This is a genomic window from Serratia sp. CY37869, from assembly GCF_052168895.1.
GTDB classification, from domain to species: Bacteria; Pseudomonadota; Gammaproteobacteria; order Enterobacterales; family Enterobacteriaceae; genus Serratia; species Serratia ureilytica.
Genome location: NZ_JBJNLU010000001.1, coordinates 494,918 through 508,128 on the forward strand (window position 1 = coordinate 494,918; position 13,211 = coordinate 508,128).

General features: G+C 57.6%; 12 protein-coding genes. 10 read left to right on the forward strand and 2 right to left on the reverse strand.

Annotated elements, in window-relative coordinates; all coding sequences use genetic code 11:
- The first annotated feature begins 126 nt into the window (after nt 1–126).
- From yfbV to ACJ8J1_RS02535, 4 genes are all read left to right on the forward strand, one after another.
- Nucleotides 127–582 carry a terminus macrodomain insulation protein YfbV gene (gene yfbV, locus ACJ8J1_RS02520; RefSeq protein ID WP_004936061.1) on the forward strand — a complete coding sequence of 152 codons (456 nt, stop codon included), beginning with the start codon at nt 127–129 and terminating at the stop codon, nt 580–582.
- A gap of 142 nt (nt 583–724) precedes the next feature.
- Nucleotides 725–1,219 carry a YfbU family protein gene (locus ACJ8J1_RS02525; protein ID WP_033643864.1) on the forward strand — a complete coding sequence of 165 codons (495 nt, stop codon included), beginning with the start codon at nt 725–727 and terminating at the stop codon, nt 1,217–1,219.
- A gap of 17 nt (nt 1,220–1,236) precedes the next feature.
- A complete protein-coding gene (locus ACJ8J1_RS02530; RefSeq protein WP_033643863.1) occupies nt 1,237–1,893 on the forward strand; it encodes a sugar phosphatase in 657 nt (218 codons plus the stop codon).
- 97 nt (nt 1,894–1,990) lie between these two features.
- Complete coding sequence (locus ACJ8J1_RS02535; protein WP_033643862.1) at nt 1,991–3,823, forward strand: SLC13 family permease; 1,833 nt, start codon at nt 1,991–1,993, stop codon at nt 3,821–3,823.
- A 27-nt stretch (nt 3,824–3,850) separates the two neighbouring features.
- Here the strand turns inward: ACJ8J1_RS02535 and yfbR are convergent, their stop codons facing one another.
- Nucleotides 3,851–4,450: a 5'-deoxynucleotidase gene (gene yfbR, locus ACJ8J1_RS02540; RefSeq protein ID WP_033643861.1), complete on the reverse strand. Its 600-nt coding sequence runs from the start codon at nt 4,448–4,450 to the stop codon at nt 3,851–3,853.
- Between the two features lie 107 nt (nt 4,451–4,557).
- The gene (locus tag ACJ8J1_RS02545; protein ID WP_019453720.1) at nt 4,558–5,772 is read right to left on the reverse strand and encodes a pyridoxal phosphate-dependent aminotransferase; all 1,215 of its coding nucleotides are present in this window, start codon (nt 5,770–5,772) and stop codon (nt 4,558–4,560) included.
- A gap of 856 nt (nt 5,773–6,628) precedes the next feature.
- Between ACJ8J1_RS02545 and lrhA the strand changes: the two genes are divergently transcribed.
- The 6 genes from lrhA (at nt 6,629) to nuoF (ending at nt 13,198) form a co-directional block, all read left to right on the forward strand.
- Entirely contained in the window at nt 6,629–7,573 is a 945-nt protein-coding gene (lrhA, locus tag ACJ8J1_RS02550; protein WP_033643860.1) for a transcriptional regulator LrhA, read from the forward strand.
- A gap of 707 nt (nt 7,574–8,280) precedes the next feature.
- Nucleotides 8,281–8,718, forward strand: coding sequence for an NADH-quinone oxidoreductase subunit NuoA (gene nuoA, locus ACJ8J1_RS02555; RefSeq protein WP_004936040.1), 438 nt, complete (start codon nt 8,281–8,283; stop codon nt 8,716–8,718).
- 15 nt (nt 8,719–8,733) lie between these two features.
- Nucleotides 8,734–9,408: a NuoB/complex I 20 kDa subunit family protein gene (locus tag ACJ8J1_RS02560; protein WP_004936039.1), complete on the forward strand. Its 675-nt coding sequence runs from the start codon at nt 8,734–8,736 to the stop codon at nt 9,406–9,408.
- Between the two features lie 96 nt (nt 9,409–9,504).
- Nucleotides 9,505–11,301: an NADH-quinone oxidoreductase subunit C/D gene (nuoC, locus tag ACJ8J1_RS02565; protein ID WP_033643859.1), complete on the forward strand. Its 1,797-nt coding sequence runs from the start codon at nt 9,505–9,507 to the stop codon at nt 11,299–11,301.
- A gap of 2 nt (nt 11,302–11,303) precedes the next feature.
- On the forward strand, nt 11,304–11,855 hold the full coding sequence (gene nuoE / locus ACJ8J1_RS02570; protein ID WP_015378580.1) for an NADH-quinone oxidoreductase subunit NuoE: 552 nt from the start codon (nt 11,304–11,306) through the stop codon (nt 11,853–11,855).
- Nucleotides 11,852–13,198, forward strand: coding sequence for an NADH-quinone oxidoreductase subunit NuoF (gene nuoF, locus ACJ8J1_RS02575; RefSeq protein ID WP_015378579.1), 1,347 nt, complete (start codon nt 11,852–11,854; stop codon nt 13,196–13,198). The genes nuoE and nuoF overlap by 4 nt, the downstream gene beginning before the upstream one ends.
- Nucleotides 13,199–13,211 lie beyond the last annotated feature (13 nt).

Consider the following 13,211-nt stretch of genomic DNA (forward strand, 5'->3'; position numbering starts at 1 on the left):
GCCACAAGGCCGGCTTAGGATACCGATAGCCCGGTGCAAACACAAAATAAATTTAAAGCTTCAAATTTTTTAGTATGGGCTCTGGCAGCACGCTTTTAGTTTCTTTACGTGACGTTGAGGTACGCAATGACGAGCAAACCGTCCGGTTCCGTAAGCTGGTTTCAGGTCTTCCAGCGCGGGCAGCATTATATGAAAACCTGGCCGTCAGACAAACGTCTGGCACCGGTCTTTCCGGAGAACCGCGTTGCGCGTGCCACCCGTTTCGCTATCCGTTTCATGCCGCCGTTGGCGATTTTCACGCTGACCTGGCAGATCGCGCTGGGCGGCCAGCTCGGCCCGGCGATCGCCACCGCGCTGTTCGCCTGCAGCCTGCCGATGCAGGGCTTGTGGTGGCTGGGGCGCCGTTCTGTTACGCCGCTGCCGCCGACGCTGCTGCAATGGTTCCATGAGGTGCGCAACAAGCTGACGGAAGCCGGGCAGGCGGTGGCGCCGCTCGAGGGCACGCCCACCTATCAGACGTTGGCCGATCTGCTTAAGCGCGCCTTCAAGCAGTTGGATAAAACCTTCCTCGACGATCTGTAAATGAAAAAGGCCGCGCTGATGCGGCCTTTCTCGTCAAAGCGCCAATAACCCCGGTTTAAATCAAAGAACGGTCGAGTTGTGATTTCCTGCGTTCTTGCGCTGTGCGATGCTCCCGCCATCATACAGAAATGAGGAAATCCTGATGGAAATGACCCATGCCCAGCGCCTGATCCTGTCGAATCAGTACAAGATGATGACGCTACTCGATCCGGACAACAGCGATCGTTATCGCCGGTTGCAAACCATCGTCGAACGCGGCTTCGGCTTGCAAATGCGCGAGCTGGATCGTGACTTTGGCGAACTGAGCGAAGAGGTGTGCCGCACCATCATCAACGTGATGGAGATGCACCATGCGCTGCAGGTTTCCTGGGGCAATCTGAAAGAGAAACAGGGGCTGGACGAGCGCCGCCTGGCGTTTCTCGGCTTCGACGCCGCCACCGAGGCGCGCTACCTGAGCTATGTGCGTTTCCTGGTCAACACCGAGGGGCGCTATACTCACTTCGATTCCGGCAGCCACGGTTTCAACGCCCAGACCAAAATGTGGGAAAAATACCAGCGTATGCTGGCGATCTGGCTGGCCTGCCCGCGCCAGTATCACTTGAGCGCCGTTGAGATAGCGCAAATCATCAATGCTTGATTAAAAAGAGGTTTTCTGTGGAGTGTAAGGGTTTTCTGTTCGATCTTGATGGCACCCTGGTGGATTCGCTGCCGGCGGTAGAGCGCGCCTGGACGCACTGGGCCGAGCGTCGCGGCGTCGATCCGCAAGCGGTGCTGGACTTCATTCACGGTAAACAGGCCATTACTTCTCTGCGCCACTTTATGCCGGGTGAAAGCGAAGCGGAAATTCAGCGCGAGTTCCAACTGCTGGAGCAGGTGGAAGCGCAGGATACCGAAGGCGTTCGCGCGCTGCCGGGCGCCATCGCGTTGTTGGAGCGCCTGAACGCGCTCGGCATCCCTTGGGCGATCGTCACCTCCGGTTCGGTGCCGGTGGCCGGCGCTCGCCGCCAGGCCGGCGGTTTGCCGCAGCCGGCGGTGTTCATCACCGCCGAGCAGGTTAAACACGGCAAGCCTCAGCCCGATGCCTACCTGCTGGGCGCCGAACGTCTGGGGCTGGCGCCGCACGAGTGCGTGGTGGTTGAAGACGCGCCGGCCGGCATTCTTTCGGGGCTGGCGGCGGGCTGCCAGGTGATTGCGGTCAACGCCCCGGCCGACGCGCCGAAGCTGGAGCAGGTTGACCTGCGGCTGGATTCGCTGGCGCAGATCGCCGTTGATAAAACGGCGCAGGGCGCGATCGTTCGCCTACTGGCCTGAGTGGCATTATCTTCACCCTAATTGATTAGACCCCGCCTTTGCGGGGTTTTTTTATGCTATTTTTTAAGCCCTTGGACATTTGCCGGATGAGGCCGTTTTGAACAGCGAATTACTGTGGGTGCTGAGTTTACTGCTGATTGCCATCGTGCTGTTTACCACCAACAAGCTGCGCATGGACGTGGTGGCGCTGTTGGTGATCATCGCCTTCGTGCTGAGCGGCACGCTCAGCCTGCAGGAGGCGACGGTCGGGTTCAGCGATCCCAACGTGATTCTGATCGCCGCGCTGTTCGTGATCGGCGAAGGGTTGGTACGCACCGGGGTGGCCTATCAGGTGGGCGACTGGTTGGTGAAAGTGGCCGGCAGCAGCGAAACCAAAATGTTGATGCTGCTGATGGTGACGGTCGCCGGGCTGGGGGCATTTATGAGCTCGACCGGCGTGGTGGCGATCTTTATCCCGGTGGTGCTCAGCGTGACGGCCAGAATGAAGATCGCGCCGGGGCGGCTGATGATGCCGCTCAGCTTTGCCGGGCTTATCAGCGGCATGATGACGTTGGTGGCCACGCCACCCAATATGGTGGTCAACAGCGAGCTGGTGCGCGAAGGCATCCATGGTTTCGGTTTCTTCAGCGTGACGCCGATCGGCCTGGTGGTGCTGGCGCTGGGCGTCGGCTACATGCTGATCGCCCGGCGTTGGCTGGGCAGCGGTGACACGGGCAAAGCCGGCGACGGCTGGCAGCGCCGCACCTTCCGCGATCTGATCCGCGATTACAGACTGACCGGCCGCGCGCGGCGGCTGGCTGTCCGCAGCGCTTCGCCGCTGATTGGGCGTTCGCTGGATGAACTGCACCTGCGTGCGCGCTACGGCGCCAACGTGGTGGGCATCGAGCGCTGGAAACGCTTCCGGCGGGTGATGGTCAGCGCCTCCGGCAGCACCGAGCTGCGCGAGGGCGACGTCCTCTTGATCGACATGTCGGACAGCCAGATCGATCTGCGCGAATTCTGCGGCGAACAGCGGCTGGAGCCGATGGTGCTGCGCGGCGATTACTTCTCGGAACAGTCGCGCAACGTCGGCATGGCGGAGGTCTCGCTGATCCCTGACTCGGCGCTGCTGGGCAAAAGCCTGCGCGAAGCGGCGTTCCGCAGCCGCTACGATCTGAACGTGGTGGGCATCCGCCGCCACGGCGAGACGCTCGGCGGCAAACTGGTGGACGAGCCGCTGGAGCTGGGCGACATTTTGCTGGTGATCGGCGACTGGAAGGCGATCCGTCAACTGCAGGCCAAAACCCATGACTTTATCGTGCTCAACTTGCCGGCCGAAGTGGACGAAGTGGCGCCGGCCATCACACAGGCGCCGCACGCGCTGTTTTGCCTGGCGTTGATGGTGGCGATGATGCTGACCGACGAAATCCCCAACCCGATCGCGGCGCTGATCGCCTGTTTGCTGATGGGCAAATTCCGCTGTATCGACATGGAGAGCGCTTATAAATCGATCCATTGGCCGAGCATCATTTTGATCGTCGGCATGATGCCGTTCGCGCAGGCGCTGCAAAAGACCGGCGGGGTCAGTCTGATCGTCAGCGGGCTGATGGATGTCGCCGGCGGGGCGGGGCCGCGCGTGATGCTGCTGTGCCTGTTCGTCTTGTGCGCGACTATCGGGCTGTTTATTTCCAACACCGCGACGGCGGTGCTGATGGCGCCGATCGCCATCGCCGCCGCGCGCGAAATGGGCGTCTCGCCATACCCGTTCGCGATGATTATCGCCATCGCCGCGTCCGCCGCCTTTATGACGCCGGTCTCTTCACCGGTCAACACGCTGGTGCTGGGGCCGGGCAATTACAAGTTCGGCGATTTCGTGCGTCTCGGCGTGCCGTTCACCCTGCTGGTGATGGCGGTCAGCGTGATTGTGGTGCCGTGGCTCTATGGTTTTTAACGGCGCAGCGAGGCTGCGCCGGCGGGGTTACAGCGAACTGTCGAGGCTGATTTCGTCCAGCGACAGGCTGAAGCTGGGAATGAACACTTCCATGAAGTAGCCCATCTCCGGGCTGCGGCGCTGTTCCAGGGTTTTATCCAGCCTCGCCTTGGCCAGGGTGAATTCGTTGTTGCCGGCAGACAGCTCTTCCAGGCATTTCAGGTAGGCGCACAGCGCGTCAGCCTGCTTCACCACCTGCTTTTCATCTTCGCTGTAATAATGCTCATCGAGGATGGTGCGAAAATCGTTGCGCAGCTCCGCCGGGATCATGTCCAGCAGCTTTTGCTGGGCGATCTTTTCGATCTTCTTGTACTCATGGGCGATCTGCGGATTGTAGTATTTGATCGGCGTCGGCATGTCGCCGGTGATCACTTCGCTGGCGTCATGGTACATCGCCAACAGCGCAACGCGGTCGGCGTTGAGGTTGCCGTTGAATTTGCGGTTCTTGATCACCGCCAACGCGTGGGCGACAAAGGCCACCTGCAGACTGTGTTCGGAGACGTTCTCGGTGCGCACGTTGCGCATCAGCGGCCAGCGGTTGATCAGTTTCAGGCGGGACAGATGGGCGAAGAAATGGCTCTGACTCATGGTGCTCTCTTTAACGGCAAGTGAGGGCCTCATTGTGAAGCAGTGTCGGCGAATTTTGCAACCGGGCTGTGAGGGAAGGGCGCAGCGAGGCGCTGCGCCCCTGATGATTATTGGTGATAGCCTTCCAGGAAGCGGCCCAGCTTGCCGACCGCCATTTCCAGTTCGTCTACGCGCGGCAGGGTGACGATGCGCACGTGATCGGGGTAAGGCCAGTTGAACGCGGAGCCCTGCACCAGCAGCACTTTTTCCTGCAGCAACAGATCCAGCACCAGTTTCTGGTCGTCGTGGATGTTGAAGCGTTTGGCATCGATGCGCGGGAACATGTACAACGCGCCCTGCGGCTTCACGCAAGAGACGCCCGGGATGTCGTTGAGCAATTCCCAGGTGCGGTTGCGCTGTTCGTACAGGCGGCCGCCGGGCTGAATGAATTCGCTGATGCTCTGATAACCGCCCAGCGCGGTCTGAATCGCGTGCTGCATCGGCACGTTGGCGCACAGGCGCATCGAAGCCAGCATCTCCAGCCCTTCGATATAGCCTTTGGCGTGCTTTTTCGGCCCGTTCAGCACCATCCAGCCCTGGCGGAAACCCGCCACGCGGTAGGTCTTCGACAGGCCGTTGAAGGTCACGGTCAGCAGATCCGGCGCCAGCGCGGCGATCGAGTGGTGCTCTGCTTCGTCGTACAGGATCTTGTCGTAGATCTCGTCGGCGAAGATGATCAGGTTGTGTTGACGGGCGATCTCGACGATCTGCTCAAGCAGCGCTTTGCTGTAGACCGCACCGGTCGGGTTGTTCGGGTTGATGATCACGATGCCGCGGGTGCGCGGGGTGATCTTGCTGATGATGTCGTCCAGATCCGGGAACCAGCCGGCCTGCTCATCGCACAGGTAATGTACGGCCTTGCCGCCGGACAGCGACACTGCGGCGGTCCACAGCGGATAGTCCGGCGCCGGCACCAGCATTTCGTCGCCGCTGTTGAGCAGCGCCTGCATGGACTGAACGATCAGCTCGGAGACGCCGTTGCCAATGTAGATATCCTCAACGGTCACGTCACGCATGTTGCGCGCCTGATAGTGCTGCATGATCGCTTTACGCGCCGAGAAGAGGCCTTTGGAATCGGAGTAGCCTTGCGCCGTGGGCAGATTGCGGATCACGTCGACCAGGATTTCGTCCGGGGCGTCGAAGCCGAACGGGGCAGGGTTGCCGATGTTCAGTTTCAGGACTTTATTGCCTTCTTCTTCAAGACGTTTAGCTTCTTTAAGCACCGGGCCGCGAATGTCATAGCAGACGTTGTCCAGTTTGCTGGATTTCTCAATGGGGGACATAAAAAGTTGAGCCTTTTGCTGGGATAGGGGCGCTCCTACCGTGGGACGCCGCAACCCGCCCAATGTACTCCTGGCGTAGTTGCTTTTGAAGGGTTTTGCACGCCTTTGGTGCAAATGCATGTCGTAACGGGGGATTTTAGTTATGATAAGCAAAGGTAAAGTTATTTTGTGGTTCATAATTTCATGAACTATAATTTTACTAGGGTTTTGTTCTGCGAAATCGAGCGTCGTTCAACGCGACGCGCTGGCGTCAGCGCTTGGGTGTGGAGAACTGATAAGCCGTAAGGGAGAATGGTTTTCAGTAACTGTAAAGGAACGATAATACCGGAGTTGTCTGATAGCGGGTTGTCAGATGACACACCACACTAAGAAAAATGGCATATTTACATAAGCTTTACTTTATATTTTATCTTAAGCATTGTTTATGTGGTTATGAGAATATTATTTAAAGTAAAAATCTTACTGATTGAATTTATTAAATTCATTGCGTGGTGACACGAAGTCGGTGCCGTTAATTATTTATATTTCTTGCTCGTAAATGCAGTCTGAACGCCAGTTGATAAGGGTTATCAGTAGCACGAATGGAGTGGAAATTAGGCAGTATGAATGAGTAAAATCTCAGGCCCGGTGGGGGTTTTCCCCGTATGCCGGCATTTAGTCCCCCGCGTTCTATAAGCAGCATCGATAGATCGCATTTCAAAAAGCGATAGAGGTAACGAATCATAAGTAATTTTTTTGCCCTCCACTTATGAGTGGGGTACTGTCATAACAGGCTCCGTCCTTTTTCAACGGCGTCTGAGAAACACACCAGGGTAGTAGTTCGTAAATTAGAATTTAAAAAAGTGAAGAATACACTATGACAACTGCAAATCGTCCGATACTTAATCTCGACCTCGATCTGCTAAGAACCTTTGTTGCGGTTGCTGATTTGAATACTTTCGCAGCGGCGGCTGTCGCCGTTTGCCGTACTCAATCAGCCGTCAGCCAACAAATGCAGCGATTAGAGCAACTGGTCGGCAAAGAACTGTTTGCCCGCCATGGGCGCAACAAACTTCTGACTGAGCATGGTATTCAGCTTCTCGGTTATGCCAGAAAAATCCTGCGCTTTAACGATGAAGCCTGTACCTCTCTGATGTACAACAATATTAAAGGTGTTCTGACCATCGGCGCTTCCGACGACACCGCCGATACCATTCTGCCTTTCCTGCTGAACCGCGTAACCGCCATCTATCCGAAGCTGGCTATTGACGTGCGCGTGAAGCGCAGCACGACGATGGTCGATCTGCTGGAAGAGGGCGAGATCGATCTGGCGGTGACCACGGCCGATCCCGAAGGGCATCCGCACATCGTGCTGCGCACGTCGCCGACGTTGTGGTACTGCGCCGCCGATTACCATTACCAGGCCGGCGAGCCGATCCCGCTGGTGGTGATGGACGAGCCAAGCCCGTTCCGTTCGCTGGCGATCAAGCAGTTGGACGAAGCCGGCATCCCGTGGCGCATCGCCTACGTCGCTTCCACGCTGTCCGCGGTGCGGGCGGCTTGCAAGGCCGGCCTGGGCGTGACCGCGCGGCCGATCGAGATGATGAGCCCTGACCTGCGGGTGCTGGGCGCGGCGGAAGGTTTGCCGCCGTTGCCGGATACCCAGTATGCGCTGTGCAAAAACGCGCAGTGCAGCAACGAGCTGGCGATGGCCATCTTTAGCGCGATGCAGGGCGGCAATGACGGCTATGGCTTCAACGGCGCGGAAGGCGGTCTCCAGAGCGATCAGGATGACGCCAGCCTGGTGGACGAAGAAGAATAACGCTGCGGCGCGATATCTGATGAAAACCTCTGCTTCGGCGGAGGTTTTTTTTGTCCTTTTTTTACCTAAAATTGTATTTATATGTGTTTGGTTTGTTTTTTTAATTGAGTTGGATGTTTTGTTAACTTTTAAGCGTTACTGAAAAGAGAGTTTGGCCGGGTTTAATACGCTAAGTTCGTTTTTTGAGCAATAAGATTGAATGGGTTAAAGGCATGGTAATAGCAGGGTTATTTTGTTAGCTTATAGCGGCCGTTTTTGCGGCTCAATTTGAGGAAAATTGTTAAAGGGCCACACTTTTTTTGAGGATTTATGCTGAAAACGTGTCCTGGATCAAAAAAATACCCCTAGGTAGTGAGTGGAAGAACAGGGAATTCCTGAGACAATGGTATAGTAAAACTGAAATGTGCATGTTGGTTTATATCTATCTGTTTCTACACAAAAATTAACTGACACGATTTAGCCTGTCCCTGGCGCATCAAATGTTAATCAAATGATACGTATGTAAACTAGTGTGTAGATACTTTTGTCAAAGTTGACAAAAGGTTATAGAAAGGAGTAAAAAGCCCACAGAAAAACGCTGCCTAACTCGCTGTAAAAGCAGTTTGTTTGTGTGGTTATTTATCCTTCCCTTAAATCGATGTGGCGCACTAACTGCCGGTGACAAGAGCAGTGCGATCGACGCCACTTTTGATGAGTAAGCATAGAGTATGTCAACAACCACTGAAGTTATCGCTCATCACTGGGCGCTCGCCGTATTTCTCGTTGTGGCTATCGGGCTCTGCGGCTTAATGCTGCTGGGCGCGTTCTTCTTGGGCGGGAGAGCCCGGGCGCGCGCCAAACACACCCCGTTTGAATCAGGTATCGACTCGGTCGGCACGGCGCGCATGCGTTTGTCCGCCAAGTTCTACCTGGTGGCCATGTTCTTCGTTATTTTCGACGTTGAAGCCTTATACCTGTATGCCTGGTCGGTCTCGATTCGCGAGAGCGGCTGGGTAGGCTTTATCGAAGCCGCCATTTTCATTTTGGTGCTATTGGCCGGTCTGGTTTATCTGGTGCGCATCGGCGCGTTGGATTGGACTCCGGCGCGTTCCCAACGCCGCAGCAAACCGAGCACGATCACTAACACCAACAGTCATCCGCAGTAACAGCGAGGCATTAAGATGGACTATACGCTCACCCGCATAGACCCGAACGGTGAGAACGACCGTTATCCCCTGCAAAAACAGGAGATCGTCGCCGATCCCCTGGAACAACAGGTCCACCGCACGGTTTACATGGGTAAACTCGAGCATGCGCTGCATGACATGGTGAACTGGGGGCGTAAAAACTCTATTTGGCCGTATAACTTCGGCCTTTCGTGCTGTTACGTGGAGATGGTGACGTCGTTTACCGCCGTTCACGACGTGGCGCGTTTCGGTGCGGAAGTGTTGCGCGCCTCCCCGCGTCAGGCTGACCTGATGGTGGTGGCCGGCACCTGCTTCACCAAGATGGCCCCGGTTATCCAACGCCTGTACGAGCAGATGCTGGAGCCCAAGTGGGTGATCTCGATGGGCGCTTGCGCCAACTCCGGCGGCATGTACGACATCTATTCCGTGGTGCAGGGCGTGGACAAGTTCCTGCCGGTCGACGTGTACATTCCCGGCTGCCCACCGCGTCCGGAAGCCTACATGCAAGCGCTGATGCTGCTGCAGGAATCCATCGGCAAAGAACGTCGCCCACTGTCGTGGGTTGTCGGCGATCAGGGCGTTTACCGCGCCAATATGCAGTCTGAAAGAGAGCGTAAACACGGCGAGCGCATCGCGGTGACCAACCTCCGGACGCCTGACGAGATTTAAGACGTTCATTTAACGTCCATCTTAGTGCGCTATTGGTTAACACAGCGAAAAGTGAAACTTGCGGCGAATAACCCTTTAGTGTGGTGAAAAAAAATTATGACAGATTTGACGACGCACGACGCCTTGCCTGCCTGGCAGACCCGAGATCACCTTGACGACCCGGTGATCGGCGAACTGCGCAACCGTTTTGGGCCGGAAGCCTTTACTGTTCAGGCCACCCGCACCGGCATGCCCGTGGTATGGGTTAAACTTGACCAGTTACTGGAAGTAATGACGTTCCTGAGAAAACAGCCGAAGCCGTATGTCATGCTGTTCGATCTGCATGGCGTGGACGAACGTCTTCGCACCCACCGCGACGGCCTGCCCGCTGCGGACTTCTCTGTTTTCTACCATCTGATTTCCATCGAGCGCAACCGCGACATCATGCTGAAGGTGGCGCTGTCTGAAAAAGACCTGCACGTGCCGACGGCCACCAAGGTGTTCCCAAACGCCAACTGGTATGAGCGCGAGACCTGGGAAATGTTCGGCATCACCTTCGACGGCCACCCGCACCTGTCGCGCATCATGATGCCGCAGACCTGGGAAGGGCACCCGCTGCGCAAGGACTACCCGGCGCGCGCCACCGAATTCGATCCTTTCGTGTTGACCAAGCAGAAAGAAGATCTGGAGATGGAAGCGCTGACCTTCAAGCCGGAAGACTGGGGCATGAAGCGCGGCACCGAGAACGAAGACTTCATGTTCCTCAACCTCGGCCCGAACCACCCGTCTGCGCACGGTGCGTTCCGCATCATTCTGCAGCTGGACGGCGAAGAGATCGTCGACTGCGTGCCGGATATCGGTTATCACCACCGCGGCGCCGAGAAGATGGGCGAGCGTCAATCCTGGCACAGCTACATTCCGTACACCGACCGCATCGAATACCTCGGCGGCTGCGTGAACGAAATGCCTTACGTGCTGGCGGTTGAAAAGCTGGCCGGCATCAAGGTGCCGGAGCGCGTTGACACCATTCGCGTGATGCTGTCCGAACTGTTCCGCATCAACAGCCACCTGCTGTACATCTCCACCTTCATTCAGGACGTCGGCGCGATGACCCCGGTGTTCTTCGCCTTTACCGACCGCCAGAAGATCTACGATCTGGTGGAAGCGATCACCGGCTTCCGTATGCACCCGGCCTGGTTCCGTATCGGCGGCGTCGCGCACGATCTGCCGCGCGGCTGGGATCGCCTGCTGCGTGAATTCCTCGAATGGATGCCGAAGCGTCTGGATTCCTACGTGAAAGCGGCGCTGAAGAACAGCATTCTGAAAGGCCGTTCCATCGGCGTCGCGTCTTACAACGCCAAAGAAGCGCTGGAATGGGGCGTGACCGGTGCCGGTCTGCGCGCCACCGGCGTCGAGTTCGACGTGCGTAAATGGCGCCCGTACTCCGGCTACGAGAACTTCGACTTCGAAGTGCCGGTCGGCGACGGCAACAGCGACTGCTACACCCGCGTGATGCTGAAGGTGGAAGAGCTGCGCCAGAGCCTGCGCATCCTCGAACAGTGCCTGAACAATATGCCGGAAGGCCCGTTCAAGGCCGATCACCCGCTGACCACGCCACCGCCGAAAGAGCGCACGCTGCAGCACATTGAAACGCTGATCACCCACTTCCTGCAGGTTTCCTGGGGCCCGGTGATGCCAGCCAACGAATCATTCCAGATGATTGAAGCCACCAAAGGGATCAACAGCTACTACCTGACCAGCGACGGCAGCACCATGAGCTACCGCACCCGGGTACGTACGCCGAGCTTTGCGCACCTGCAGCAGATCCCATCGGTCATCCGAGGCAGCCTGGTTTCCGACCTGATCGTCTATCTGGGTAGTATCGATTTTGTAATGTCAGATGTGGACCGCTAACTATGCATGATCAAAAAGACAATCACGCAGTCAATGATGCGCTCGAGCCCATCAATGCAGCCGCTCCTCAGAGCGGCGTTGATGCATTTGTACTGAGCGCGGAAGAACGTGATGCGATCGAGCACGAAAAGCACCATTACGAGGATCCGCGCGCCGCTTCCATCGAAGCACTGAAAATTGTGCAGAAGCAGCGCGGCTGGGTTCCGGACGGTGCGATTTACGCCATCGCGGAAGTGCTGGGCATCCCCGCCAGCGACGTAGAAGGCGTGGCCACGTTCTACAGCCAGATTTTCCGTCAGCCAGTAGGACGTCACGTGATCCGTTATTGTGACAGCGTTGTTTGTCACATCACCGGTTACCAGGGCATTCAGGCCGCTATCGAGAAGAAGCTGAACATCAAACCGGGTCAAACCACCTTTGATGGCCGCTTCACGCTGCTGCCGACCTGCTGTCTGGGCAACTGCGATAAAGGGCCGACCATGATGATTGATGACGACACGCACAGTCAGCTGAAGCCTGAAGATATCGAGACGCTACTGGAGCAGTATCAATGACCAAGCACATTGTACGCACTCCCGAAACGCATCCGCTGACCTGGCGTCTGCGCGATGACAAGCAGCCGCTGTGGCTGGACGAATACCGCAGCAAAAACGGCTATGCCGGCGCAGAGAAGGCCCTCAAAGGCCTGGCCCCGGACGAGATCGTCGGCCTGGTGAAAGATTCCGGGCTGAAGGGCCGCGGCGGCGCGGGCTTCTCCACCGGTTTGAAGTGGAGCCTGATGCCGAAGGATGAATCCATGAACATCCGTTACCTGCTGTGTAACGCCGATGAGATGGAGCCGGGCACCTATAAAGACCGCCTGCTGATGGAGCAGCTGCCGCACCTGCTGGTGGAAGGCATGCTGATCTCCGCGTTCGCGCTGAAAGCCTACCGCGGGTACATCTTCCTGCGCGGCGAGTACATCGAAGCGGCGGCGCACCTGCGTCGCGCCATCGCGGAAGCCACCGAAGCCGGCTATCTGGGCAAGAACATTCTCGGCACCGGGTTTGATTTCGAGCTGATCGTCCACACCGGCGCCGGCCGTTACATCTGCGGTGAAGAAACCGCGCTGATCAACTCGCTGGAAGGCCGCCGCGCCAACCCGCGTTCCAAGCCGCCATTCCCGGCCAGCGCCGGCGTCTGGGGCAAGCCGACCTGCGTCAACAACGTCGAAACGTTGTGCAACGTGCCGGCCATTTTGGCGAACGGCGTGGAGTGGTACACCGGCATCTCCGGCAGTGAAGACAAAGGCACCAAGCTGATGGGCTTCTCCGGCCGGGTGAAAAATCCGGGCGTCTGGGAGCTGCCGTTCGGCACCACCGCGCGCGAAATCCTGGAAGATTACGCCGGCGGCATGCGCGACGGTCTGCGTTTCAAAGCCTGGCAGCCGGGCGGCGCGGGCACCGACTTCCTGACCGCCGATCACCTCGATCTGCCGATGGAATACGGCGCGATCGGCAAAGCCGGCAGCCGTCTCGGCACCGCGTTGGCGATGGCGGTAGACCACGAGATCGGCATGGTGCCGCTGGTGCGCAACCTGGAAGAGTTCTTCGCCCGCGAGTCCTGCGGCTGGTGTACGCCTTGCCGAGATGGCCTGCCGTGGAGCGTGAAGATCCTGCGTGCGTTGGAAAACGGCGAAGGGCAGCCGGGGGATATCGAAACCCTCGAACAGCTGTGCCGTTCCCTCGGCCCGGGCAAAACCTTCTGCGCCCACGCGCCAGGTGCCGTAGAGCCACTGCAAAGCGCGATTAAATATTTCCGTGAAGAGTTCGAGGCGGGTATCGCCGTGCAGCACTTCGGCAACGCGCATGCGATTGGCGGCATTCAGCCGAACAATCTGCTGAAGCAACGCTGGTAAGCCGACTCGCCCG

Coding starts and splice junctions, on each gene's coding strand:
- nuoC (WP_033643859.1), top strand. CDS start 9,505: ATGACAGATTTGACGACGCACGACGCCTTGCCTGCCTGGCAGACCCGA.
- yfbV (WP_004936061.1), top strand. CDS start 127: ATGACGAGCAAACCGTCCGGTTCCGTAAGCTGGTTTCAGGTCTTCCAG.
- ACJ8J1_RS02525 (WP_033643864.1), top strand. CDS start 725: ATGGAAATGACCCATGCCCAGCGCCTGATCCTGTCGAATCAGTACAAG.
- ACJ8J1_RS02545 (WP_019453720.1), bottom strand. CDS start 5,772: ATGTCCCCCATTGAGAAATCCAGCAAACTGGACAACGTCTGCTATGAC.
- nuoF (WP_015378579.1), top strand. CDS start 11,852: ATGACCAAGCACATTGTACGCACTCCCGAAACGCATCCGCTGACCTGG.
- nuoE (WP_015378580.1), top strand. CDS start 11,304: ATGCATGATCAAAAAGACAATCACGCAGTCAATGATGCGCTCGAGCCC.
- nuoA (WP_004936040.1), top strand. CDS start 8,281: ATGTCAACAACCACTGAAGTTATCGCTCATCACTGGGCGCTCGCCGTA.
- ACJ8J1_RS02560 (WP_004936039.1), top strand. CDS start 8,734: ATGGACTATACGCTCACCCGCATAGACCCGAACGGTGAGAACGACCGT.
- lrhA (WP_033643860.1), top strand. CDS start 6,629: ATGACAACTGCAAATCGTCCGATACTTAATCTCGACCTCGATCTGCTA.
- yfbR (WP_033643861.1), bottom strand. CDS start 4,450: ATGAGTCAGAGCCATTTCTTCGCCCATCTGTCCCGCCTGAAACTGATC.